Consider the following 24493-nt stretch of genomic DNA (forward strand, 5'->3'; position numbering starts at 1 on the left):
CGCGCCCGCCCGCCTCGGGGAGCGCGCGGTGCCACGACGTGAGGACAAAAAAAGGGCCGGTGTTTCCACCGGCCCTTTCCTTTTGGCTTAGCGCACAGATCAGAAGTTGAACTTCAGAGCCGCGGCGTAACGACGACCCAGGGTGTCGTAGGTCGACGGGTAGACGTTACCGCTGTTGTAGGCGGTGGCGCCGATCGTCGAACCGACAACCTTGGGCTTGGTGTCGAGCAGGTTCTGCACCGTCAGCGTCAGCGTCAGGTTTTCGTTCAGGTGAACACGGCCCGACAGGTCGAAGTAGCTCTTGGCCGGAATCTTGCGGTATTCCGAATTGACCATGCAGCCACCGGCATCGGCGCCTTCCGGATCGGGGCAAGGCTGCAACGCGAGAGCCAGGCCTTCGTTCGCGGCGTTGGCAGCGGCCAGATCGTCGGCATAGGCGGCCGGTTCATAGGTGACCTTGTCGATGTAGCGCCACAGGAGCGACACGTCGAAGTCCTTGAACGACAGCGTGGTACGTTCGGAGAACTGCCATTCGGGCTGAATGGAAGCGCAGTTGACCGAGTAGTAGCCGACGCAGTCACGGTTGATCGAGGTAGGCGAAGCCTTGAACTTCGAGCTGCCGGTCCAGTTGCCGTTCAGAGCGAGCGAGAGCTGGGCGAAGCCGAGGTCATGACCGTAGTTGACCGTGAAGTCGATGCCGTCGGTCTTGAGCGTACCCTGGTTGGTAAGACCCAGGAACAGGCCCGGCGTGGTCGCGGCTTCACCGAACAGGTTACCCGACGAGGGGTCACGCTGGATCATGGTGCAGGCGGCGCTGGTGGCGCTGGCGGCGGTCAGGTTGTCGAAGCAGGCGCTGATCGCGTCGCCCGGGGTGGGCTGGGTGATCGCGTCGGTGACCTTGATGTTGTAGTAGTCAACCGTTGCCGAGAAGCCGGGCAGGAAGTCCGGCTGGAACACGGCGCCGAGCTTCCAGCTGTTCGACTTTTCGGGCTTCAGCGCAAGGTTGCCGCCCGAAGTGTAGTTGACCTGGCCGGCCGGATCGTTCTCGATCAGGCCGAGGTAGGCGCCGCCGCCCTGTGCGGTGCAGACTGCGGCCAGGTTGGCGTTGGTCAGCGGAGCGCTGCCGGCGCAAGGATCGACGGCAAGGTTGGTCAGGCCGGTGTTGTTCGGCGCGAACAGTTCCGCGATGTTGGGTGCGCGCACGGCGTGCGCATAGTTACCACGGATCTTGAAGGCGCGGACAGGTGCCCAGGTGCCGCCAACGTTCCAGGTCCAGGTCTTGTAACCCGGCTTGCCCGGGGCATCGACGGTGTAGCTCGAGTAACGAGCGCCGCCCTGAGCCGTCAGTTCTTCGAAGAAGGGCTTGTCCTGGACGATCGGCACGACGAGTTCGCCGTACGCTTCGTAGACGTCGTAGCCGCCCGAGATGTTCGGCGACGCGCCGCCGGAGCCGCCAAGGTCACCCGACTGCGACAGGAGATCGGATTCCTGCGAAGCGGTGTACTTGCGGTATTCGGCACCGATAGCGAAAGCGACGCTGTCGCTGGCCCAGGGAACGTTCCAGCCGATGTCACCGTTGATCAGGCCGCGGACCTGCGCGAGCGAGGTCTTGGTGACGACCTGGCTGTTGGCGGTGAGGTACTGGTTCATCGCGTCGGTGATCGAGCCGTCGGGGCCGAACACGTTGAGCGGGACGCAGTCATCCGAACCGTCGAGGCAGGTGTCGGTGTTGGTGGCGAGCAGCGCGTTGCGGACGCGGCTGTTCAGCCAGTAGCCCTTCTGGGTCTGGATGTTTTCGGATTCGCCGTAGGCGCCCGAAACGTCCCAGTTGATCGAGTCGGTGATGCCGCCGCGAGCACCGGCCTTGTAGTCGAAGAAGGTGGTGGTGAATTCCGAGACGCGCGGACCGAATTCGGTGGCACGACGGTAGAGACCGGTCGTCACCGTGCGGTAGTTCGGATCGTTCGGGTCGGTCGCCACGGCAGCGGCGTCGCACTGTGCCTGCGTATAGAGCGGCGTGTAGATGCCGTTGTCCGGATCCATGTCCATGTCGCGGGCGCAGAAGGCATTGCGCTGCGCAGCGGTCATGTACGGGTTGCTGAGCGGGATCACGACCGAGAGGCCGCTGAACGAGCCCGAGGGCGCGATGATGGTCTTGACGGTGTTCTTCGAGAAGATGCCGCGCGTGTAGACTTCGACCGCGTCGCTCACTTCGTACTTGGCCTGGCCGAACATGTTGAAACGTTCGAACGGCGTCTGGAAGATGTTGTACGGGTTGAAGTTGAACGCGTCGAAGGCGCTGGTGGAACGGAACCCGGTGCCGTCAGCGGTGACCTGGCGGGTACCGTTGCCGTTGTCGGTGCCGGTTACGTTGACGTTGCTGAAGCGCGACGGGCTCGAGGTGCCCGAGCCGCTGATGTCGCCCGAGTACGAGTCGATGCTCGAAGCGGCGAAGCCGCGGTCACCCTGGTAGACCGGGTCCGACTGCTGGTAGCCGACCGCGAAGACCACGTTGCCCTTGCCGTCGTCGAAGTCCGCACCCATGGTCAGGTCGGCGCGCACGTAGGCACCGTCACCGCGTTCGGTGATCTGGTTCGAGACGTTGGCTTCCAGGCCCGTGAAGTCGGACTTGACGATGAAGTTGACGACACCCGAGATGGCGTCCGCACCGTAAGTGGTGGACGCGCCGCCGGTCAGAACGTCAACGCGTTCCACCAGGGCGACGGGGATGTTGTTAAGGTCGAAACGGCCGTTCAGTTCTGCCGGGACCAGACGGTCGCCGTTGAGCAGCACGAGGTTGCGGTTGGAACCCAGGCCGCGCAGGTTGACGAACGAAGCGCCGCCGTTGCCGTTGTTGACGGCCGAGCCGACGCTGGGAACGATGCCGGGGATTTCACGCAGAATGTCTTCTGCAGTGTTGCTCTGCTTCAGTTCGATCTGGTCTGCCGTGGTGGTCAGAACCGGGTTCGACTGGAGGTTCGGGTTACGGATCAGCGAGCCGGTAACGACGATTTCCTGTGCGGGGTTGGCGGCGGCTGCATCAGCCTCGGCGTCCTGCGCGTAGGCGCCGGTCGTGCCGATGGCGAACGCGGCGACGCAGGTCGCGCTGCGAAGAGCAGCCTTTTTCAGAGTGGTGTTCACGTTGGTGTGTCCCTTGTTGCTTTCGTCCGCCCACCAATGAAGCGTGACCAATCTCTGGTGGGCGACCCGGATGCAGGCAGCCTGACGCCGGAAAGCGTATTACTGCCATGAAGGTTTTGTTGCGCCGGGAGGGGTATGTTTCAATGCAATTTGCCATGCGGCGCAATTTGGCTGCAATGTTGTGCTATTCCTGCAACACGGGGTGATGCCAAAACGGACAGGGGGGCGGGAATCGTGCCTGTTTCTGCGGCATGGAGATGGTAACGCAGCTGTTGTTTGGCTGTCGTGAAGTGCAATAAAATTGCAGCAACGGCGGTAATGGGGAAATCCTGTATCGCAGTCGCGGCGTTCGCAGGTTGCGCATTGACCCTGCCTGCGGCTGCTTTTAACCGGGTGCTTAAATTTAGGGCACGCTGAAAAAGCGGGCGTTGAAAAACGACGCTTCATCGCCGGGGCAGGAAAGGGAAAAAGGCAATGATTCTGGACAGCAGCATGGCCGCGGTCGTGACCGGCGGGGCATCGGGACTGGGGGCCGCCACCGCCCGGGCGCTGGCCGACCGGGGCGTGAAGGTCGCCATCTTCGACCTGAACGAGGCGGCCGGCGAGGCGATCGCCGCCGAGATCGGCGGGGTGTTCTGTGCTGTCGACGTGACCAGCGATGCCAGCGTCGACGCCGGTTTTGCCAAGGCCAGGGCGGCGCACGGCCAGGAGCGTGTGCTCGTCAATTGCGCCGGCATCGCGCCGGCTGCCAAGACCGTGAGCAAGAACCGCGAGACCGGGGAGCCGCGTGCCCACGACATGGCGGTGTTCGAGAAGGTCATCGCGATCAATCTCGTCGGCACTTTCCGCTGCATCAGCAAGTCGGCCGCCGGCATGGCCGGCCTTGATCCGGTGGATGCGTTCGGCGCGCGCGGGGCGATCGTCAACACCGCTTCGGTGGCGGCGCAGGACGGCCAGATCGGGCAGGCGGCCTATGGTGCCTCGAAGGGCGGCGTACTGGCGATGACCCTGCCGGTGGCGCGCGATCTCATGAGCGAGGGCATTCGCGTCAACACCATCCTGCCGGGCATCTTCGAGACGCCGATGATGGCGGCGATGCCGCAGCAGGTGCAGGATGCGCTGGCGGCGATGGTGCCGTTCCCCAAGCGTCTCGGCAAGGCGGAGGAGTACGCGAAGCTGGCGCTGTTCATGCTGGAACACGATTATCTCAATGGCGAGAGTGTCCGTCTCGACGGCGCGATCCGCATGGGGCCGAAGTAAGCGACCGGGATGGTGCAGGCTAGCGGCAATCATGAGGAGGGCGCGCCTCCGCCGGGCGCGCGGGCGCAGCTCCTCGACACGGCGAGTGCGATCATGCGCGAGGGCGATGTGGTCGACATATCGCTGTCCGAACTGTCGCTGCGTTCCGGGCTCAATTCGGCGCTGGTGAAGTATTACTTCGGCAACAAGGCGGGATTGCTCAAGGCGCTGCTCGATCGCGACTGGCAGTCCATCGTCACCAGTGTCGATGCGCTGCTGGCGAAGGACGGCTGGTCGCCCGAGGCCAAGCTCCGGCGGCACTTGTGGAAGGTTGTCGATACCTTCTACGAGGTGCCCTACCTCAACCGCCTGACCATGCGCATGGTGCGCGAGAGCGACGATGCCGAGGCGCGCCGGATCGCCGATTGTTATCTGTCGCCGATCTACCGGGCGTACGAGGAACTGATCGGGAACGGCGTCGACGCGGGGGTGTTTCGCGAGATCGACCCGCAGTTGTTCTATTTCACGGTGACCGGGGCGGTCGACCGGTTCTTCTCGGCGCGGCTGGTTCTCAAGCACTGTTTCGGTCAGGACACGTTGACCGAGGAACTGCGCGACCGCTATCGCGAGCATACCATCGACATCATCATGGCAGGTATTCTTGCGCGCTGAAAAGGGCAGCTTCTGGCACATCGGGGTCATTGGCGGATCGGGGCTGACGGCCGGAATCGAACTGGAAGAGGCGCAGGAGATCGCGGTCTCCTCGCCTTTCGGAGAGCCGTCGGGGCCGGTGGTGACCGGGCGCCTGGAAGGCACCCGCTTCACTTTCATCGCCCGGCACGGGGCAGGGCACAGGATCCCGCCTTCGGCGGTCAACTACCGCGCCAACATCGACGTGCTGGCTCGCTGCGGGGTCACCGACGTGCTGGCGCTGTCGGCCATCGGTTCGCTGCGCGAGGAGATGGCGCCGGGGCACATGGTCATGGTCGACCAGTTCATCGACCGCACCCACGGCCGTAGCGACAGCTTTTTCGGCACCGGCATGGTGGCCCATGTCTCGATGGCCGATCCGGTCTGCCCACGCCTGTCCCGCCTGACGGGCGAGGCGGCGAGACTGGCCGGGGCCGCGGTCCATCCGGCCGGCTGTTATCTGGCCATGGAAGGCCCGCAGTTCTCCACGCGGGCGGAAAGCCGGATGTACCGGGCCTGGGGGGCGGACGTGATCGGCATGACCGGCATGCCCGAGGCGCGGCTCGCCCGCGAGGCGGAACTGCCTTACGCGATGCTCGGCATGGTCACCGACTATGATGCCTGGCGCGAGGACGAGGCGGGCGTGGAGGTGAGCCATGTCCTCGAAGTGATGCACGCCAATGCCCGGATCGCGCGCCAGACGCTGCGCCTGCTGGCGGCCACGCTGCCGGCGGAGCGGACCCATAGCCCGATCGACCATGCGCTGGACCATGCCCTGATCACCGCGGCCGAGGCTCGGGACGGCGGTCTGGTGGCAAGGCTCGATGCGGTGGCGGGCAGGGTGCTGGATCGCGGCTGAGCGGCCATGGCAAGGCGAAAGAAGCGCTATCTGACGGCCACGATGCCCGATGGTTATGTGAAGACCATCGGGCCGACGTCCGATTCCTTCACCCACTACTGGCGTATCGTCGCCGAGCTGGAAAACGGCAAGACCGAGGTGTTCTGGGGGCACGAGCGCTCGCTGGCCGAGGCGAAGCGCAAGCGTGCCGCAACCGAAGATGCCAAGCGCATGCGCGGTTGGAAAAGCTACCAGTTCGAGATCGTGGAGCTGGTTGAAGTTCCAGTCTGAATCGATTGATATTTTTGAGAAATCCGCGTTGGCGGTAAGGAAATGGTGGAGCCTAGCGGGATCGAACCGCTGACCTCCTGCATGCCATGCAGGCGCTCTCCCAGCTGAGCTAAGGCCCCAATCATTTCTCCGGTTCAACCCTGGGTGGCTTGACCGCGTCCCCTGCCTGCGCCGGGGAGGAGCGCCCTTTGGCGGGAGTTCGGCTCGCTGGCAAGTGGAAAATTGAGTTATCAACAGGAGACTGGCGAAACCCCTGCGGCAGCCGGGCGGAACCGGATGCGTGCTTGCGCAAGGGATCGGGCCCGTGGCGGTCATGGCTTTCGGCTTAAGGGCGGCGGCATTGTCGGCGCGCTGATGCGAAAATCCCCTCCGCGACGGGTGGCGCGGAGGGGATTTCGATTCGGGTTGTCTGTTTCGGTTATTTCGGAGGGTGCGGATCGCCGCCGGAGAAGGCGTCGGCGATCGAACAGGCTGCCGGCCCCAGAATGACCACGAAGAGCGTGGGCAGGATGAACAGGATCAGCGGCACGGTCATGATCGCGGGCAGGCGTGCGGCCTTTTCCTCGGCGCGCATCATGCGCTCGTTGCGGAATTCGGCCGAGAGCACGCGCAGCGCCGAGGCCAGCGGGGTGCCGTAGCGCTCGGTCTGGATCATCGTCGTGACTACGCCCTTCATGGCATCGAGATTGACGCGGTAGGCGAGGTTCTCGAACGCCTGGCGGCGTTCGGTGAGGAACGAAAGCTCGATCGAGGTCAGCGAGAACTCGTCGCCCAGTTCCGGATAGGCACGCCCCAGTTCGCGGGCGACGCGGTCGAAGGCGGCGTCGACGGTGAGGCCGGCTTCGGCGCAGATCACCAGCAGGTCGAGCGCGTCGGGCAGGCCCTTGCGGATCAGGTCGGTGCGCTTGGTGATGAGGTTCTGCAGGAAGATGTCCGGGCCCTTGTAGCCCGCCAGCAGCATCGCCGCGAAGCCCATGAACTTCTTGAACGCGCTCCATTCGGGGAAGTAGTCGATCCCGTAGATCACCAGCGCGGCCGTGCCGCCCAGCACGATCGGGGCGACCATGCGGGCAAAGACCACCGCAACGGCCCATTCCTTGTCACGAATGCCGGCCTGCGCCAGCTTCTGCTGGATGACCTTGAGCTGGCTGTCCTGCAGCACGCGCATCGCGCCAAGCACGCTGCCGAGCTTGTCGGTGGTCTCGTTGCGGCGCACGACCGAGGCGCGCTTCTTGGCATTGGTGGTGATGATGCCGGTCTTCAGGGCCTCGCGGCGCTGGTTCAGCGCCTTCACGCGCTTGGCCATCGGATCGCGCACGGTGACAGCCGCGTAGATCGCGAGGATCACGGAGGCGGCGGCGACCAGCGAGAGCAGGGTACCGACAAAATAGACGTCGAAGCCCAGCAGCGTCGGACCGGCGGGTTGGTTGAGCATGGTGCCTGGTTCCTTCCGCTCAGATCTCGAAGCTGACCATCTTGGCCATGATGAAGGCGCCGATGCCCATCCAGATGCCGCCGCCGATGCCCGCGACCATCAGGCGTTCGTCGATGAAGAACTTTCCGATGTAGCCGGGATTGATCCAGTAGATCATGCCGAAGACGATGAAGGGCAGCGAGCCGACGATGTAGGCAGAGGCCTTCGATTCCGAGCTCATGGCGCGGATCTTGAGTTTCATCTGCGAACGCTTGCGCAGCACGTCGCCCAGGTTGGCGAGCGTTTCGGCCAGGTTGCCACCGGTCTCGCGCTGGATCGCGAGGGTGATGCAAAAGAAGTTGAATTCGGGAATTTCAAGACGATCGGCGGTGTTCTGGAGGGCTTCCTCCATGGTCTTGCCGATCTTCATGCGCTCGGTCACCAGCTTGAATTCCTCGCCGACCGGTCCGGGGATCTCCTGGGCGACGATGCCCAGCGTCTCGGTGACCGGAAGGCCCGAGCGCAACCCGCGCACGAGCAGGTCGATGGCGTCGGCGAACTTGACGTTGAAGGCGTTGGTGCGGCGGCTGATCAGCTTGTTCAGCACGAAGTGCGGCAGCGCCGCGCCGGTGAACAGGCCGAAGGCAAGCGCGAAGGGCAGTACACCGGATTTCATGAAGACCAGTGCGGTCACGCCAAGGCCGATACCCAGCGAGGTGTAGAGATATTGCGGGATCGTCCAGCTCTGGCCCGAGCGATAGAGCCGCAGCGCCAGCGCATCGATGCGCGAGCCCGAGCCGGCGACCTTGTGGGCGCGCGGCTTGCGGGCGGCGACGGCCTTGCGCATCTGCGCCTCGACGCGGTCGGTCGCGCTCTGCGAATGGCGGAAACGCACGCCCTTGAGCCGGCGCGTCTTTTCCTTGTCGGGCGAGGGACCGGCAAAAGCCGCCCAGAGCAGCCCGATCACGGCCGTGAGGCCGACTGCCAACATCAGGATTGGGATCAGATTCATGCCCGTCGCTCGCCTTCATCGGGGCCTTGCGGTGCCTGCCGGGCCGGTCCTGCGACGGGCCCGGCAGGCACTGCGATCAGGCCGCGGTTTCCTTCTTGGAGGCCTTGCCCATGATGCCCTTGAGATCGAACTTGCCGAGCAGCGAGGTCTTGCCGCCCTGGTCCTTGGCGGAACCGGACGGGCCTGCGCCTTCGCCGCCTTCCTCGATGATCATGCGCGAGAGTTCGCGGATGGCGCTGCCGGCGCGGGTCGAGCGATTGGCGTCGACAAACGTCTGGCCGAGCTTGGCCGCCAGCGATGCCGCCTTGATGTCATAGGGAATGCTGACGTGGATGCGGGTCTCGATCGAGGCCTCGAAATCGGTCTTGCTGATCTCGGCCACGCCCGACTGCATCTTGTTGGCGACGATGATGACGCGCGTGTGCGGTGCATTGGCCTTGAACCAGGAGAGCATGCGGATCGTGTCGCGGGCCGAGGCCAGCGTCAGTTCGGTGACCAGAACCACCACGTTCACTTCCGCGACCAGTTGCGGGAAGTTGATCAGCATGTTGCGCGGCAGGTCGACCACGGTCATCTCGAAGGCCTGGCGAAACTCCTCTTCCAGCTGGAGGAAGGCGGAGCCGTCGGTCATCAGCGGGGTGCTGATCGGCGCTTCGGCGGAGAGGATCGCGAGATTGTCGTTGGCGCGGATCATCGCGCGTTCGATGAACAGCCCGTCGATGCGGCTGGGGTTCTCGATCGCGTCGGTGAGGCCCCGGCCGGGTTCGAGATCGAGCGTCAGCGCGCCGGTGCCGAAATGGATGTCGAGATCGAGCAGGGCGGTCGGCAGCTTGTTGTCGGCGCTGAACAGCCAGGCCAGCGAGGTCGCCAGCGTCGAGGCACCCACGCCGCCGCGCGTGCCGATCACCGCGGTCGAAATGTGCGACTTGGCGATGCCGCCGTCATGGTGGCGCGGCGCGGTGAACACGGCCTGGGCCTGTGCCAGCGTGTCGCGCACTTGTGCGGGCTGGAGGGGCTTGAGCAGGTAGTCGTGGATGCCGCTGGCGATGAGGTCGCGGTAGAGGCGCACGTCGTTGACCTGGCCCACCGCCACCACGACCGTGCCCGGCTCGCAGACTTCGGCGAGGGCATTGATGTCGTTGAGCGGATCGCCGCTTTCCGACAGGTCGACCAGCAGGATGTTGGGCGATGCGGTGATGGCCAGCGACTGCACCGCATTGCGCAGGCCGCCCTTGTTGCACTTCTCGGGCTGCCAGCCCATTTCGATGGCGATCGGGCGCAGCACGTCGAGCGAGGCTTCGTCGCACAGGTAGGCGGCGAACTGGTCACGCCCGTTCGGGCCGCCGGATTTCCAGGGTGCGTTCACGAGATCAGTCTCCCTTGCTCGAAGTGGCGGGAAGCTGGCCGCCGCCCTTGCCGGACGGGTCGGCCGCGCGGTAGGCCTCGATGGCCTTGGCGCTGCGAACGCTTACGCCGGTGTCGTTGGTGGCGCCGTGCAGCAGGTCTTCCGGGTTGGCGACCATGGCGGCAAGGTTCGAATTGGTCGCGCAGCCATAGTTGGTGGAGAGGCCGTTGGCGGGGTTGAAGTCGCTGTTCGAGGCCCAGTTGGGGCAGCCCGGCACATAGGCCTTGCTGCGGACCAGGACGATGCGGGCCTTGCCCTGGGCGACATAGCCGTCGGTCGCCGGGGCACCTTCGCTCAGCAGGATGCCGAAGCGCGCGGCAACGGATTCGACCGCACTGCGGGTCGCGGGATTGCCGCCGGGATCCTCGACATAGATGCGATCGCCGTACTTCACGGTCATCGCCTCGAACCAGCCGGCGAGGCGCGACTGTTCGCCATAGGCGAGGCCGCCGCCGTCGGTGCCGACGTCGAGTGCGTAGTTGACCTTCTCGACCACCGGCTGGTTGACCGAATTCATCGAACGGTTGGTGGGAACGCCGCCGCAACCGGCGAGCGCGAGGCCCAGGGAAAGCGCGGCGGTGCACAAGGCGATCTTGGACGTGTTCATCGGTATCACCTTTCTCACTTCAGGCTGAAGCCGGGCTTGGCATCGCCCGTCGCGGAGGCCTTCGAGCTGCGGCTGTCGCTGGTGCGGGCATCGTTGCCGACCGCGGGTGCGGCCGGTGTGCCGCCCGAGGAGGGCGCCGAGGTCGCCGCGGGGCGCTTGTCGCCCGAGCTGCCGTCGCTGGCCATGTTGCCGAGCAGGCGCTGCAGGTCGTTGGGCGCATTGAACCCGTCGGTCGGCAGCTTGATGTCGGCGGCGTCGACCGGATTGACGAGGTAGGGCGTCACGACGATGACCAGTTCGGTTTCGCCGCGCTTGTAGCTGGTCGAGCGGAACAGCGAGCCGAGGATCGGCAGGTCGCCGGCACCGGGCAGCTTCTGGATGGTGTTCTGCGAGTTGTTGCTGAGCAGGCCGGCGATCATGAAGCTCTGGCCGGAACCCAGTTCCACGGTGGTCTCGGTGCGGCGCACGGTGAGGGAGGGCACCTGGAAGCCGTTGAGAGTGACGGCGCCTTCGCTCGAGAGTTCCGAGACTTCGGGGCGCACCCGCATCGAGATATGGCCGTTGGCCAGGACCGTCGGCGCGTAGCTGAGCGAGACACCGTACTTCTTGTACTCGATCGTCACGTTCGAGCTGTTGGTGCCCTGCACGATCGGGATCGGGTATTCGCCGCCGGCCAGGAACTCGGCGCTTTCGCCGGAGAGCGTGGTGAGGTTGGGCTGGGCGAGGGTGGTCACCAGGCCCACCGTCTCGCCGGCATCGAGCGCGCCGAGGATGTTGAGGCCGAACAGCTTGCCGGTGGCCGCAAGGGTGCTGCCGCTGGTGATCGGCGAAACGGCGCTGGCCGTGGTCGAGGTGGTCGTGCCCATGCCGAGCGAGGAGCCGCCGGGCGTATACTGGGTGTACCAGCCCGAGCGCCCTTGCCCGAGACCGAACTTGAAGCCGCCGGTGCTGTCGACGGTGGTGATGTTCGACTGCATCGACTTGACCAGCGTGCGGCTGACTTCGGCAATGCGGACCTGCAGGTTCACCTGAAGCGGGGTTGCCATGCGCAGGCGGCTGATGACGTTGCCGTCCTTGCCGACATAGGCCTGGACCAGGCGCTCGGCCTCGGCGGCATCTTCCGGGGTCTTGACGGTGCCGGTCAGCAGGAAGGTGCTGGACCCCACCGTCGAGACGGCGATCCTGGCATCCGGCATCGCCAGGTGCAGCATCGATCCGACGCTGTCGATGTTCGAGCCGACCCGGATCGTGGCGGACCAGACCACCGCGCCCGAGGCGTTGCTGGCATAGACCGTGGTGGTGCCGCCGGCCTTGCCGAACAGGTAGAACTGGTTGCGCGACTTGACCTGCACGTCGGCCACCGCGTCGTTGGACACGAAGACGTCGGTCATCGTGCCGGGCACGTTGATGAGCTGGCCGTTGCCGATCGAGAGCGAGATGTCCTGGGCCGGGCGGACCACCGATTGCGCGGTGATCGGCGCGGCGACCGGGATGGCCAGCGGCGAGAGCACGCAGGCGGCACGCAGCAGGGATTTGAGAAGGCGCGTGTTCATCGTTTTGACCTTCGGCGGATGAATGCGGTTGGTGGCGACCTTGGCGCCGGTGGGCGCGATTGCGGCGGGGCGCATCAGTGGCTGCTTACCGGCTCGACGGAGACGTCCTTGCCGCGGGTGACGCGTACCACCGGACCGATCGGGACGGCGCGTGCGACAGTGGCGGCCTGGGCGGGCGGACCGGCGGCGACCACGGGCTGGGCCGGCGCGTTGCCCTGCATCGAGGGACGGCTGGAGCGCTGGAAGCGCGAGACATCGCCGCCGGTCACGTAAGTCGTGTTGCCTTCGATCGGCTGGGTCATCGCGGTGCGCATGATCTGTTCTTCCTGCGCCTTGGTCGCGCCCTCGGGGACCTTGACCTGGCCGGCGGCGAGGATGCGTTCGAACTCACCCTGGTTGTCGGCGATCGAGCGCAGCGACAGGCTGATCGTGCCCAGCTCCTGCGCGACGGCGACCTTTTCGGCGATGCGGGGGCTGACTTCGAGGGTCACGGTGCTGACCGCCTTGACCACGGTCTTGCCGTCGACGACGTCCTGGTCGGTGGCCTGGTCGGTGGCGAGCACGCGCAAGTTGCGCAGGATGGTTTCGGAGGCGCGCAGCGGCGGGGTGCCGTCGTTGCCGGTCACTTCCTGCGTCAGCACGAGGTCGACGCGGTCGCCCGGGAACACGAAGCCGCCGACGCCGGTCTTGGCGGAAACCGGGATCGTCACCGCACGCATGCCCGGCGCCAGTGCGGCGGCGAGGAAGCCGCGGTCGCCCGGTGCGACGAGGCCGCCCTGGGTGATCGGCTGGCCGGCGGTGATCGGGTAGCGGACAACGGTGCCCATCAGCTTCTGCATGTCGGCCTCGCCCTCGATGAAGTAGGCGTCCTTCACCAGTTCCTTGGGCCAGTCCTGATAAGAGACCGAATCGGCGGTGATGATCGTGCCCACCGGCAGCGCGCGCTGGGCGACGAGGACCTTGGGGCCCGTCGGCGCGACGGCGGTGGCGGCACCGGCCTGGGGCGCCGATGCGCCGCTGAACATCGACCTGGCGGCAATGGCGGTCCCGGCTGCGACGAGCAGCGCAATGACCAGCAGCACCAGCTTCTTCTTATCCATGGCTAGGAAGCCCCCTGAGTGTCCCCGATTAACTATGCGTACATTCGGGCAAATTGGTTAAAATCAGGTTCACCCCAACACGGGGGCGGCATGAAAGGCCGAAATCCCGGTGGTCGCAGCGACCCACAGGCCCGCTGCGGCAATGGCAACGCCGTAGGGCACGCGCAGGCGCGATTTCTGGCGGCGCTTGATATGGAAGAACCCGAGTGCGAACAGCGCGAGCAGGCCCAGCAGCGTGCCGGCGGCAACGAGCGCGGGCGAGCGGGACGAGGACAGCAGCGAATCGACCAGTTCCGGCGAGATCAGCGGTCGCCCTGTCGCCAGCGCCCAGGCCATGGCCGCCGCCACAAAGGTCCAGCCTGCCGCGACCAGCCAGGCGCCGATGTCGCACAGGGCCTCGCCCGGACGGCGTTCCATGTTGAAGGCGGCCATCGCCACCGAGGCGCCGCCACCGATCACGGCCATCAGCACGATCAGCTGGAGAAAGGGAGCAGGCGCAAACCACAGCGCCAGCGCGGCGAGCAGCTTGACGTCGCCGCCGCCCATCTGGCGCAGCACGAACAGCACGCAGCAGATTGCGAAAGTCGCAAGGGCAAGGCCGATCTGGATGCCGATGCCGGTCCAGCCCAGGCCGATCGACAGCCACCACAGCGGCGCGGCCAGGGCGATGCCGGCATTGAGCCGGTTCGCGATCTCGCGGCGCTTGATGTCCGTCACGGCCGCCACGACCAGCGCGGTTGCCAATGCGGCCAGCAATGCGTACGAAAAATACGCCGATTGCATCTGTTAGTACCCCCCTTAACAAGGGAATGATCTAGCGGGCATCACTTACCAAATAGTAACCAGTACATTGAGGCTGGAATTCATCACGTGACCATCGAAATTTCCGAAATTTCCCATGCGTTCAACGTGATGGAGGGGGCTGGCCGGGCCCGCCGCGCCATTCCGCCAGGTGTCGCCGAAAGCCGCTGGACGGCAAGCGACGGCAAAAGCCAGATCCGCCGGATCGACTGGCCGGTGCCGGATGCGCCGCGCGGGTCGCTGCTGTTCCTGCCGGGGCGCGGCGATGCTTACGAGAAGTGGCTGGAGACGCTGGAGCAGTGGCATGCGGAAGGCTGGGCAGTTACCTCGATTGACTGGCGGGGGCAGGCGCTGAGCGGCCGGCTCGGGCGTGATGGCATGACCGGGCATGTCGACGATTTCGGCCTCTGGATCGACGATCTTGCCCTGTTCTGGAAGGACTGGGCGCAGGAACGGCCGGGGCCGCTGGTGCTGGTCGGCCATTCGATGGGCGGGCATCTGGCCTTGCGTGCGGTGGCGGAGCGGCGGGTGTCTCCCGAGGCACTGGTGCTCTCCGCGCCGATGCTGGGTATCCATCCGGCTGCGATTCCCAGCGCCGTGCTGCATCCGGTTGCACGCGTGATCCGTGCTCTCGGCGATCCGCGCCGCCCGGCGTGGAAACATAACGAGAAGCCGCAGCTTGTCCCTCACGCCCGGATGAAGCTGCTTACCCACGACGAGGGGCGTTATGCCGACGAGGCGTGGTGGCGGCTGGAGCGTCCGGCCATGGCGATGGGCCCGGCCAGCTGGGGCTGGATCGAACGGGCGCTCGCCTCGATCCGCGGGCTGGAAGCCAAGGGAGTGCTCGAATCGGTCGCAGTGCCGGTGCTGCTGCTGGCGACGCGTCATGACGGCCTCGTGTCCTGGCCGGCGATTCGCCGGGCTGCGGCGCGCTTGCCGCAAGGCGAACTGGCCCACTGGGGCAGGGAGTGCCGCCACGAGATCCTGCGCGAAGCCGATCCGATCCGCGATTCCGCGCTGGCAACGATCCGGGACTTCCTGAACCGGAATGCGCCCGCTAGGGGCTGAGGCCCTATGCAAACGAGGTTCGATATCGTTGTGGTGGGCGCCGGCATGGCCGGTGCCTCGCTGGCGGCCCGCCTGGGCGCAAAGACCAGCGTGCTGGTGATCGAGGCGGAAGAGCGCCCCGGCTATCACGCCACCGGCCGCTCCGCCGCGTTCTGGACCGAAAGCTACGGCGGTCCGCGTGTCCAGCCGCTGACCGCGGCATCCGGCGCGGAACTGCGGGCGCTCGGGGTGCTGGCGCCGCGATCCGCGCTGACGCTGGGGCGGACGGGCGAGCAGGCTGAAGTCGAGCGATTCGCGCGGGTCTACGGCGATCTCGGGGTCGAGGTCCATGTGCTCGACCGCGCCGGGATCGCAGCGCGGGTGCCGGGCCTGCGGGGCGGCTGGGCATCGGGCGTGCTGGAGCCGAGCACCAGCGACATCGACGTGGCCGCGCTGCATCAGCACTATCTCGCCGCAGCGCGCCGCGAGGGGGTGGAGATCCGCTGCCGTGCGGGCTTGCGACGTGCAACGCGCTCCGCGCACGGCTGGTTGCTGGCGCTCGCCGACGGCACCGAGGTCGCCTGCGACGTGCTGGTCAACGCGGCGGGCGCCTGGGCCGATCCGGTGGCGCGGCTGGCCGGTGCGCGTCCGCTGGGCATCGCGCCCTATCGCCGCACGGTGGCCCAGCTCGCGGTCGGCCGCCCGGTGCCCGGCGATCTGCCGCTGGTGCTCGATGTGGGCGAGACGTTCTACTTCAAGCCCGAGCATGGCCGCCTCTGGCTGAGCCCGCATGACGAGACGCCCAGTGTCCCGTGCGACGCCGCGCCCGAGGAAATCGACGTGGCGCTGGCCATCGACCGCCTGGAGCAGGTTGTCGACTGGCCGGTCGAGCGGGTCGAGCATCGCTGGGCGGGGCTGCGCTCGTTCGCGCCGGACCGGCTGCCGGTCTATGGTTTCGATCCCGCCGACCCGGCATTCTTCTGGTTCGCCGGGCAGGGCGGTTTTGGCATCCAGACCGCGCCGGCGGCCGCTATGCTGGGAGCGGCCCTGCTGCTTGGCGAGAAGGGCGGCGACCTCGATCCCGCGCCTTATGGGCCGGATCGTTTCGTAATCGCCTGAGCGTGCCCGCGTGTGGGCGGGGGTTACTCCGAACCGCGAACATCTTCCGTGCGTTCGGGCGGTTTCCGGCCCGGCGCGAGGAAGTGCCATACCAGCAGGACCGGCTCCAGCACCGCCATGCCGATCAGGATGCTGACCAGGCGCTGGATGGCCGGCAGGATATGCGCGTCGGCGTAGGAATCGGGGACCAGCACGACCAGCACCGTGAGCGTGAACTGCAGGCCGAGGTAGGTGATCTGCGGGAGCCCGTTCTCGATGTGGCGGCCGATGACGATGCCGAGGCACGTTCCCGCGATCAGCACCGGGGTGTTGCCTTGTGCGATCAGCAGCACGGTCAGCGCCAGGGCACCGCCGGCAAGGCAGCCCATCGTGCGCAGGAACAGGCGGCGCGTGACCGGCGCGAAGCCGCTGGCGCCGATGCCGCCGATCGGCACGATCATCACCGCCATCACGGTGACGGCCGCCTGCGCCATTTCGGGCAGGTCGAACAGGGCATGCAGCAGCGGCAGCACGGAAATGGCGAGACCCGCCTGCGCCGCGTGGCGTGCGGCGTTGGGGTGCCAGCCCATGCGTTCGGGCCGGGGGCCTTGCAGGTCGAGCCACTTGCGGCCCGCCAGGGTGGCCGTCGTCAGGCTGACGAGGACGCAGGCGATGGTGCCCGCGATCACTTCCAGCAGGCGGGTCTGGGCAAAATCGATGGTGTCGAGCGCGGGGTGCTCCAGCTTGTCGAGCAGCACCATCTCGAAGGTCAGTCCGAACAACAGCCAGGCATAGGCCCGCCGGGCAGTGATCATGCCGTAGAGCCCGACGGCGCCGACGATCGCCGCGCTTGCCATCGCCAGCGGCAGCGATCGGGCGGCCCAGGGCATGACCGCCAGCGCCAGCAACGAGCCGAGAGCGGTGCCGACGATGCGCAGCACGCCGCGCAGCATCGTTTCCGAAGCGCCGCTCTTGAGCAGGACAAAGGCGGTGAAGGCTGCCCAGCCGACCATCTTCGCGCCGATCAGATGGGCGATGACGATCGAGAGCATGACCGAGGCCACGCAGGCCCATTCGTCCGCCATGCGCGGGCCCGGCGTTATCAGCGCCCGCGCTTCCTGCCGGAAGTTCTCGCGCAAGGTATCGAGATTCAGCAGCCGGTCAGGCAAACCATCACGCCTTGGCGGCTGCGACCGCCGCGTCGCTCGCCAGCTTGTCCACGCGCTCGTTCTCGGCATGGCCGGAGTGGCCGCGCACCCATTGCCAGTCCACCTTGTGGCGGCCGCTGGCCTCGATCAGGTCGTGCCAGAGATCGGCATTGCGCACCGGCTGCTTGCTGGCATTGACCCAGCCCTTCTTTTTCCAGCCGTGGACCCACTTGGTGATCCCGTCGATCACGTACTTGCTGTCGGTATGGAGCGTGACCTCGCAAGGCTCGGTCAGCGCATTGAGCGCCTTGATGACGGCGGTCATCTCCATGCGGTTGTTGGTGGTGTCGGGCTCGCCGCCCGCCATTTCCTTCTCGTGCACGCCCATGCGCAGCAGCACGCCCCAGCCGCCGGGGCCGGGATTGCCCTTGCAGGCACCATCGGTGAAGACGTCGACCTTCTTCATGCGCCGAAGATACCGTGATTGGCCGGATCGGCATAGAATTCGAGGCGGCGGGCAAAAGCCATCGGGTCCTTGGGGGTGACAAGCGCGTCTTCGGGCGTGTTCAGCCAGTCGTAGGCGCGGGTGGACAGGAAACGCACGGCCGCGCCGCGGGCCAGCACCGGCAGGGCGGCGCGCTCTGCGGCGGAGAGCGGGCGGACGCTCTCGTACCCTTCGATCAGGGCATCCGAGAGAGCGGCGTCGAAGCGGGTGCCGTCGCTGGAGAAGCACCAGGCGGCGTGCGTCACGGCGACGTCGTAGGCCAGCAGGTCGGTGCAGGCGAAGTAGAAGTCGATCAGGCCGGTGACCTTGTCGCCCAGCATCAGGACATTGTCGGGAAACAGGTCGGCATGGATCACGCCGCGCGGCAGGTCCGAGGGCCACTGCGCCGCAAGCGCAGGCAGTTCGCGCGCGACCAGGGCGGCAAGGTCGGCATCGATCGAGGCCAGGCCTTCGCTGCCGCAGTCGCCCAGCAGCTGCTGCCAGGCCGGCAGGTCGAGCGAGTTGGCGCGGTCCTGCCCGAAACGGGCCGAGGCGAGGTGGACTTGCGCCAGCGCCGCGCCGACCGCGCGGGCCTGGCCCACGGTGGGTTCGGATACCGAAACGCCGGGCAGGTATTCGATCAGCGCGAGCGCCTTCTGGCCCTCCGGCGTGTCGATCAGGCGGTGGCTGGCGCCGCCGCGGTCATGCATGGTGCGCGGCACCGGGCAACCCTGTTCGGCAAGGTGGTCCAGCAGGTCGAGGAAGAACGGCAATTCCGCGACTTCGGTGCGGCTTTCGTAGACCGTCAGGATGAACCGGCGCGAAGCCGCGGCTTGCTGGGTTTCGATCAGCCAGTTGCTGTTGGACACGCCCTCGGCGATGCCCTTGGCGGAAATCAGGGCGCCGACGTCGAAAGCCTCGACGATCGCCGCCATCTCTTCGGCGCCGAGCCGGGTATAGACTGCCATGTGCGAAAGATCCTCAGCGCGCGAGTTGGCGCGGCAGCTTGAACGTGATGGTCTCTTGCGCGGTGACGACCTGCTCGGCCGTGACATCGCGCAGTTCGCCGATGCGGGCGATCACTTCGTTGACCAGTTCCTCGGGCGCGGAAGCACCGGCGGTGAGGCCGACGCTGGTCAGGCCGTCGAGCCAGGCGGGGTCGATCTCCGAGGCACGCTGGATCATCCGGCCGACCGACCCCGAACGCTCCGCCACTTCGACGAGGCGCAGCGAGTTGGAGCTCTTGGGCGAGCCGATCACCAGCACCAGTTCGCACTTCGGCGCGATCTGCTTGACGGCGGCCTGGCGGTTGGAGGTGGCGTAGCAGATGTCTTCCTGCTTGGGCGCGACGACCTGCGGGAAGCGCGCCTCGATGGCGGCGATGATAGCTTGCGTATCGTCGACCGAGAGCGTGGTCTGCGAGAGATAGGCGAGTTCGCGGTCCTCGGGCACGGCGACGGTGGCGACGTCTTCCACCGTTTCGATCAGCGTCATGTTGCCTTCGGGAACCTGCCCGAAGGTGCCGATCACTTCGGGATGGCCGGCATGGCCGATGAACAGGATGTGGCGCCCGTCGGCGATCTGGCGCTCGGCCTGGCGATGGACCTTGCTGACCAGCGGGCAGGTGGCATCCAGCCACTCGAGGCCGCGCGCGGAGGCCTTGGCAGGCACCGATTTGGGCACGCCATGCGCGGAAAAGATCACCGGCACGCCGTCCGGAACCTGGTCTACGCTTTCGACGAACACGGCGCCTTTGGCCTTCAGGTTGTCGACCACGAACTTGTTGTGGACGATCTCGTGGCGCACGTAGACCGGTGCGCCGTAGATCTCGAGCGCACGCTCGACGATGTCGATGGCGCGGTCGACCCCGGCGCAGAAACCGCGCGGGGCGGCGATCAGGAGGCGCAGGGGCGCATTCGTGGCGAGCGTCTTCTCGGACGGAAAGGGCGCGTTCATGAATGGGCCTCTAGCGCTTTGCCGCGCGCGCCGCTAGGGCAAGCGCACGCCACTCGAGGGATGTACCGATGAATGCACGCCGCCTGACTGCTACCGTCCTCTGCTCTGCCGCCGCGGTGACCGCTCTGAGCGGTTGTGCAAAGAAGGGCGATATCGTGGTCGATTCGGGTGTCGGCATCACGTCCGTGCGCACCGCATGCCCGGCCGTGGGCATCCCCGACTATACCGGCGACATGACCCTGTTCCGCGCGCCGAACGACAAGACCTCGACCAATATCGACATGGTCGCCGCCATGACGAACGTGCGCACCGAATGCAGCGATCGTGGCGGCGCACAGGCGAGCGACAAGGTCACCGCGACCGTCAGCTTCGACGTCCTGGCTCGCCGCAACGACAAGCAGGGCGCCCGTCAGGTGACGCTGCCGATCTTCGTGAGCGTGCTGCAGGGCGGTTCGGCGGTCGTTTCGAAGCGCGTCGGCCAGGTGCAGATCACCTTTGCCGACGGTCAGGACCGGGCGCAGGCCCACGGCACCGGCACGGCCTATATCGATCGTGCCGCCGCGACGCTGCCCGCCGAAATTCGCGAGCGCATCACCCGTCCGCGCAAGGCCGGCGATCAGGACGCCGCCGTCGATCCGCTGGCGCAGCCCGATGTCAAGGCCGCGGTTGCCCGCGCCAGCTTCGAGGTGCTGGTCGGGTTCCAGCTGACCGACGATCAGTTGGCCTACAACGCGACGCGCTGATCGGCGCTCGCCCGCTAACCCAAGAATGGCCCGGAAAGTCGCTTTCCGGGCCATTCTTGTGGGTGCCGGGCTTATCCAGCGCGCGGGCGTGTCATGACCTGCTCGATCGCCTCGCGCGCATGGCGGGCTATCGCCTTGCGGTCGGTGCGTTGTTCGGCGGGCAGGGGCGGCAGGCAATGCACCGTGAGGCGGATCGGACGCCAACGCGCCAGCAGGCGCAGCGCGTTGGCGAGGCCCGGCTCGGCGCCGACCCAGGCGATGTCGGCCACCTGGGCGCCGTAATCGAGCCAGATCGGCTGGATGGCGAGGGAGCCGCAATCGGCATCCACGGCGGAAAGCAGCGAGGACTTGAACGGCAGCAGCCCGCTGCCGTCGCTGGTGGTGCCTTCCGGGAAGATCGCCAGGCGGCCGGTATCCGCGATGGCGCGGCGGACCTGCTCGATCTGGGCGGCGACCGAGCGGCGGTCGTGGCGGGCGACAAAGACGGTGTCGTTCAGCTCGCAAAGCCAGCGCAGCGGGCCGATTCCGGCCAGGCCGTCATGCGCGACGAAGGCGTTGCCGGTCGCGCCGGCCAGTGCCGGAATGTCGAGCCAGGAAACATGGTTGGCAAGCAGCACGCCGCGCCGGGTGGGGGGGGAGCCTGCAAGGCGCGTACGCAGTCCGCAGATCATGCCCACCGCGCGCAGGAAGCGGCGTGGAACCGGATTGGCGCGGGTGAACGGTGCCAGCAGGTAATAGGCGCCAAGGCAGGCAAGCAGCGTGGCGAGCAGGGCCGCGAGGCGCAAGGCGATGATCGGCCAGCCCCGCAGCGGAATGCGGCGCTTCGCGGAGGAAGTCGCCGCTGCCGTGTTCACTTGCGGGTTTCGCCGTCCTCGCGCTCGATCCGGACGCCGAACAGTTCCATGCGGTGGTCGACGAGGCGGAAGCCGAGGCGTTCGGCAACCTGGCGCTGGAGCGCTTCGAGTTCGGGATCGACGAATTCGATGACGGCGCCGCTCTCGACGTCGATCATGTGGTCGTGATGGGCTTCGGGGGCGGCTTCGTAGCGGGCGCGGCCATCACCGAAATCGTGACGGTCAAGGATGCCGGCTTCCTCGAAGAGGCGCACGGTGCGGTAGACCGTGGCGATCGAGATGCCCGGGTCGAGCGCTGCAGCGCGCTGGTGCAGCTTCTCCACATCGGGGTGGTCCGTGCTTTCGGACAGGACCTTGGCGATCACCCGACGCTGTTCGGTGATACGCAGGCCGCGTTCGGCGCAGAGGGCTTCGATGTCGATTGGTTGATGCACGTTTGACCTGTATCAATGAAAAGAGGCGCACCGGCTATGTAGGCTGGTGCGCCTCCAATCTCAACCTTTGTGGGCCAAGGCAGGCCTGTCTTTCCGCAGCTTCGACCCGTGCCTGTATGCATCGGGGCCGGGTTGCGGCGACATCCGCGCCTCTATCAGGCGGCGGCCGACTTGGGCTTGCGGCCGCGGCGCGCGTTGGGCTTGCGGCCGAGGCCGATCTTCTTGGCCAGTTCGCGGCGCTTTTCGGCGTAGTTCGGGGCGACCATCGGGTAGTCCGCGGGCAGGTTCCAGCGCACGCGGTATTCTTCCGGGGTCATGTTGTAGTGGGTCATGAGGTGGCGCTTGAGCATCTTCAGCTTCTTGCCGTCCTCGAGGCAGACGATGTAGTCGGGCTTGACCGAGGCGCGCACCGAAACGGCGGGCTCAGGCTTTTCTTCCTCGACGACGGTGGTGGTGCCGAGACCGGCGAGCGCGCCATAGACGTTGGTGATCAGCGAGGGGAGATCCTCGACGCTGACGCTGTTGTTGCTGACGTGGGCGGCGACGATGTCCGAAGTGAGCGTGATCAACGTCTCGTTGGCATCAACCTGGATGGTGTCCATTTTCTTACGACCTCGATTTATTTTTGCGACTTTACCGAGCGGAATCGATGTGCGCTTCTCTTCCGCGATTTCGGCCTTGGACCAATCTGGTCCGCAATTCAAGATTATTCACAAGTTGCGACTAAAGTTCCAGTTATCGCTTGTTAATCGACGGCCAGTAAAGGTCGATTTATACGGGTAATTACAAGTCCGACAAATTTCCATCACAGATGTCGCAAGCGAAAGTCAGGGCGTCGATGCGCTCTCCATTTTGCGTGCGGTAGTAGTCCTTGCGCTCGCCGATGGAATAGAAGCCGAAATTGCAATAGAGGGATTGTGCGGGGTTGCCGCGCCGCATTTCGAGAAGCAGGCGTCTGGCGCCGCGCCGGGCTGCGGCAAGACGCAGCGCGTCGAGAATGGCACGGCCCAGTCCAAGGCGCCGAAACTGCGGCTTCACGCCCAGGAGCAGCAGTTCCTCTTCTTCGTAGCCGGTGCGCGAAAGCGAAAAGCCGGCCGCTTCCTCGTCGCCGGTTACCGGCGTGCCGTCCGGCGAGATCAGGTAGTAGTGGCAATTGCCAAGGAGGAGAGCGTCGTCGACCTGCCGGCGGTTCCAGGCCTCGCCCCAGTTGGGGTCGAAGGCCGTTTCCATCACCGACATGATGCGGTCGAGGTCGTCGATCATCGTTGGGCGGCGCCTTTCGTGTCGGTTGCGGCTCTCGCGGCCATCGGTTTGGCGTCGGGCGCGCGGCCGTAGAGCGGCTGGATGTCGGTGGTGAAGGTGGAGGAGGGCAGCAATGTCACGCGGCGCGCATCGGGCCAGATTTCCAGCGCCTCGCCCGATTGGCGGGCGGCGACCAGCGCCTTGGCCTGGGTTCCCGCGGCGAGTTCCTCGGGGCTGGCGGCGGCGGCCTCGGCCGGGCGCAGCGACGCGAGCGGGCGGGCGATCGTGCCGTCCGCGTCGTAGCCCTCGATGAACCATTCGCCGTGGCCGCCGGTCATCGCCACGGCCACCGGCCGGGCGCCGCTTTCGGCGCGGGCGATCGCGGCAACGAGATCGAGCGAGGGGTAGCCCACCACGTCGGCGCCCCAGGCCAGGGCCAGTCCGCGCGCTGCCGCCAGGCCTACGCGTACGCCGGTGAAGCTGCCAGGTCCAAGTGCCACGGCGATGCGACCGGCACGGCCGCGACCGGGAAGGGCGGCGATCATCGGCACCAGCGCTTCGGCATGGCCGCGCCCGAGCAGGCGATAGTCGCCCGCGAGCAGTTCGCCATTTTCGAACAGCGCGACCGAACAGGCTTCGGTGGCGCTGTCGATCACCAGCATGCGGTTATCGTTGGATGAGGTCATGATGAAGTGAAGGCGCCTGCTTGCGGTCAGGCCGCGCGCACTTCGGTGACTTCGGGGACATAGTGCTTGAGCAGGCTTTCGATGCCGTGCTTGAGGGTGGCGCTCGACGAGGGGCAGCCCGAGCAGGCGCCTTGCATGGCAAGGTAGACCACGCCGTCGCGGTAGCCGCGATAGACGATGTCGCCGCCGTCATTGGCCACGGCCGGGCGCACGCGGGTTTCGATCAGGTCCTTGATCTGGTCGACGATGTCGGCATCGGCGGGATCGTCGCCATAGTCTTCCTCCTCCTCGGGCGGGACCGAGAAGCCGCTGGCGCTGCCGCCGGCGAACAGGGGGGCCTGTGAAACGAAATGGTCGAGCAGGACCGAGACGACCTGCGGCTTGAGATCGCCCCACTCGACGCCGGGGGCGGCGGTGACCGAAACGAAGTGTTCGCCGAAGAACACGCCGGTCACGTCGCCGAGGTCGAACAGGGCCTGTGCCAGCGGCGAGGCCTCTGCCGCTTCGGGCGAGGTGAATTCGCGCGTGCCCGCGGGCATGACCTGCCGGCCGGGCAGGAACTTGAGCGTGGCGGGGTTCGGCGTGGTTTCGGTTTCGATGTACATGGTTCTCGCGATGTAGGGGGCGTGCGCGCGGGGTCAAGTGCGGGAAGGGTGGTAGCCGCCTCGATCACCTGAAAGTCGCGGCGCAATGGATGCATCGACTGTTGC

Annotated in this window: 25 protein-coding genes and 1 tRNA gene; 7 read left to right on the forward strand and 19 right to left on the reverse strand. The window is 66.4% G+C overall.

Translation table 11 applies throughout. From position 1 onward, the window contains the following. Window positions 1-99: 99 nt before the first annotated feature. Window positions 100-3141: a TonB-dependent receptor domain-containing protein gene (locus tag CA833_RS12635; RefSeq protein WP_207078217.1), complete on the reverse strand. Its 3042-nt coding sequence runs from the start codon at window positions 3139-3141 to the stop codon at window positions 100-102. A 474-nt stretch (window positions 3142-3615) separates the two neighbouring features. Between CA833_RS12635 and CA833_RS12640 the strand changes: the two genes are divergently transcribed. Genes CA833_RS12640 through CA833_RS12655 form a run of 4 tightly spaced genes read left to right on the forward strand, consistent with a single transcriptional unit; the run spans window position 3616 to window position 6199 of the window. Next, window positions 3616-4401: an SDR family oxidoreductase gene (locus CA833_RS12640; RefSeq protein WP_207078218.1), complete on the forward strand. Its 786-nt coding sequence runs from the start codon at window positions 3616-3618 to the stop codon at window positions 4399-4401. A gap of 9 nt (window positions 4402-4410) precedes the next feature. Beyond that, window positions 4411-5052: a TetR family transcriptional regulator gene (locus CA833_RS12645; protein ID WP_142634814.1), complete on the forward strand. Its 642-nt coding sequence runs from the start codon at window positions 4411-4413 to the stop codon at window positions 5050-5052. Next, a complete protein-coding gene (gene mtnP / locus CA833_RS12650; protein WP_207078219.1) occupies window positions 5042-5929 on the forward strand; it encodes an S-methyl-5'-thioadenosine phosphorylase in 888 nt (295 codons plus the stop codon). The genes CA833_RS12645 and mtnP overlap by 11 nt, the downstream gene beginning before the upstream one ends. Window positions 5930-5935: 6 nt before the next feature. After that, window positions 5936-6199: a hypothetical protein gene (locus tag CA833_RS12655; RefSeq protein ID WP_207078220.1), complete on the forward strand. Its 264-nt coding sequence runs from the start codon at window positions 5936-5938 to the stop codon at window positions 6197-6199. 43 nt (window positions 6200-6242) lie between these two features. On the opposite strand, the gene CA833_RS12660 is transcribed toward CA833_RS12655, so the two are convergent. The 8 genes from CA833_RS12660 to CA833_RS12695 all read right to left on the reverse strand — a co-directional run bounded on the left by CA833_RS12660 (window position 6243) and on the right by CA833_RS12695 (window position 14073). Then, a tRNA-Ala gene (locus CA833_RS12660) sits at window positions 6243-6318 on the reverse strand. A gap of 299 nt (window positions 6319-6617) precedes the next feature. Beyond that, a complete protein-coding gene (locus tag CA833_RS12665) occupies window positions 6618-7634 on the reverse strand; it encodes a type II secretion system F family protein (RefSeq protein ID WP_142634807.1) in 1017 nt (338 codons plus the stop codon). A gap of 19 nt (window positions 7635-7653) precedes the next feature. Next, the gene (locus tag CA833_RS12670; RefSeq protein ID WP_207078221.1) at window positions 7654-8625 is read right to left on the reverse strand and encodes a type II secretion system F family protein; all 972 of its coding nucleotides are present in this window, start codon (window positions 8623-8625) and stop codon (window positions 7654-7656) included. A 76-nt stretch (window positions 8626-8701) separates the two neighbouring features. Then, complete coding sequence (locus tag CA833_RS12675; RefSeq protein ID WP_207078222.1) at window positions 8702-9991, reverse strand: pilus assembly protein CpaE; 1290 nt, start codon at window positions 9989-9991, stop codon at window positions 8702-8704. Between the two features lie 4 nt (window positions 9992-9995). Beyond that, entirely contained in the window at window positions 9996-10637 is a 642-nt protein-coding gene (locus tag CA833_RS12680; RefSeq protein WP_142634801.1) for a CpaD family pilus assembly protein, read from the reverse strand. A gap of 14 nt (window positions 10638-10651) precedes the next feature. Continuing rightward, window positions 10652-12190, reverse strand: a complete 1539-nt coding sequence (locus CA833_RS12685; RefSeq protein ID WP_207080082.1) for a type II and III secretion system protein family protein — start codon at window positions 12188-12190, stop codon at window positions 10652-10654. A 74-nt stretch (window positions 12191-12264) separates the two neighbouring features. Then, window positions 12265-13290 (reverse strand): Flp pilus assembly protein CpaB, encoded by a 1026-nt coding sequence (gene cpaB, locus CA833_RS12690; RefSeq protein WP_142634799.1) that lies wholly within the window; start codon window positions 13288-13290, stop codon window positions 12265-12267. Between the two features lie 69 nt (window positions 13291-13359). After that, on the reverse strand, window positions 13360-14073 hold the full coding sequence (locus CA833_RS12695) for a prepilin peptidase (RefSeq protein WP_142634797.1): 714 nt from the start codon (window positions 14071-14073) through the stop codon (window positions 13360-13362). A gap of 129 nt (window positions 14074-14202) precedes the next feature. Here CA833_RS12695 and CA833_RS12700 point away from each other — a divergent pair, with 129 nt between their 5' ends. After that, entirely contained in the window at window positions 14203-15159 is a 957-nt protein-coding gene (locus CA833_RS12700) for an alpha/beta hydrolase (protein WP_207080083.1), read from the forward strand. A 6-nt stretch (window positions 15160-15165) separates the two neighbouring features. Then, window positions 15166-16257 (forward strand): FAD-binding oxidoreductase, encoded by a 1092-nt coding sequence (locus CA833_RS12705; RefSeq protein ID WP_207078223.1) that lies wholly within the window; start codon window positions 15166-15168, stop codon window positions 16255-16257. Between the two features lie 23 nt (window positions 16258-16280). Here the strand turns inward: CA833_RS12705 and CA833_RS12710 are convergent, their stop codons facing one another. Genes CA833_RS12710 through ispH form a run of 4 tightly spaced genes read right to left on the reverse strand, consistent with a single transcriptional unit; the run spans window position 16281 to window position 19824 of the window. Next, window positions 16281-17405: an FUSC family protein gene (locus CA833_RS12710; protein WP_242526078.1), complete on the reverse strand. Its 1125-nt coding sequence runs from the start codon at window positions 17403-17405 to the stop codon at window positions 16281-16283. Between the two features lie 4 nt (window positions 17406-17409). Continuing rightward, a complete protein-coding gene (rnhA, locus tag CA833_RS12715; RefSeq protein ID WP_142634793.1) occupies window positions 17410-17850 on the reverse strand; it encodes a ribonuclease HI in 441 nt (146 codons plus the stop codon). Then, a complete protein-coding gene (gene thrB / locus CA833_RS12720; protein WP_207078224.1) occupies window positions 17847-18836 on the reverse strand; it encodes a homoserine kinase in 990 nt (329 codons plus the stop codon). Before thrB ends, rnhA begins: the two co-directional genes overlap by 4 nt. Before the next feature lie 13 nt (window positions 18837-18849). Beyond that, the gene (gene ispH, locus CA833_RS12725) at window positions 18850-19824 is read right to left on the reverse strand and encodes a 4-hydroxy-3-methylbut-2-enyl diphosphate reductase (protein ID WP_142634789.1); all 975 of its coding nucleotides are present in this window, start codon (window positions 19822-19824) and stop codon (window positions 18850-18852) included. A 68-nt stretch (window positions 19825-19892) separates the two neighbouring features. On the opposite strand from ispH, the gene CA833_RS12730 reads away from it, so the two are divergent. Continuing rightward, a complete protein-coding gene (locus CA833_RS12730; protein ID WP_142634787.1) occupies window positions 19893-20567 on the forward strand; it encodes a hypothetical protein in 675 nt (224 codons plus the stop codon). A 71-nt stretch (window positions 20568-20638) separates the two neighbouring features. Here the strand turns inward: CA833_RS12730 and CA833_RS12735 are convergent, their stop codons facing one another. From CA833_RS12735 to CA833_RS12760, 6 genes are all read right to left on the reverse strand, one after another. After that, entirely contained in the window at window positions 20639-21421 is a 783-nt protein-coding gene (locus tag CA833_RS12735) for a 1-acyl-sn-glycerol-3-phosphate acyltransferase (RefSeq protein ID WP_207078225.1), read from the reverse strand. Further along, the gene (locus CA833_RS12740) at window positions 21418-21855 is read right to left on the reverse strand and encodes a Fur family transcriptional regulator (RefSeq protein ID WP_142634783.1); all 438 of its coding nucleotides are present in this window, start codon (window positions 21853-21855) and stop codon (window positions 21418-21420) included. The genes CA833_RS12735 and CA833_RS12740 overlap by 4 nt, the downstream gene beginning before the upstream one ends. 155 nt (window positions 21856-22010) lie before the next feature. Beyond that, a complete protein-coding gene (locus tag CA833_RS12745) occupies window positions 22011-22457 on the reverse strand; it encodes a MucR family transcriptional regulator (protein ID WP_142634781.1) in 447 nt (148 codons plus the stop codon). Window positions 22458-22638: 181 nt separating this feature from the next. Beyond that, window positions 22639-23118: a GNAT family N-acetyltransferase gene (locus tag CA833_RS12750; protein ID WP_142634779.1), complete on the reverse strand. Its 480-nt coding sequence runs from the start codon at window positions 23116-23118 to the stop codon at window positions 22639-22641. Continuing rightward, window positions 23115-23783, reverse strand: a complete 669-nt coding sequence (gene tsaB / locus CA833_RS12755; RefSeq protein ID WP_207078226.1) for a tRNA (adenosine(37)-N6)-threonylcarbamoyltransferase complex dimerization subunit type 1 TsaB — start codon at window positions 23781-23783, stop codon at window positions 23115-23117. The genes CA833_RS12750 and tsaB overlap by 4 nt, the downstream gene beginning before the upstream one ends. A 26-nt stretch (window positions 23784-23809) precedes the next feature. After that, a complete protein-coding gene (locus CA833_RS12760; protein WP_142634775.1) occupies window positions 23810-24388 on the reverse strand; it encodes a NifU family protein in 579 nt (192 codons plus the stop codon). Between the last annotated feature and the right edge of the window lie 105 nt (window positions 24389-24493).

Origin of the sequence: Novosphingobium sp. KA1, from assembly GCF_017309955.1 — a bacterium.
In the GTDB taxonomy this organism is placed as follows: domain Bacteria; phylum Pseudomonadota; class Alphaproteobacteria; order Sphingomonadales; family Sphingomonadaceae; genus Novosphingobium.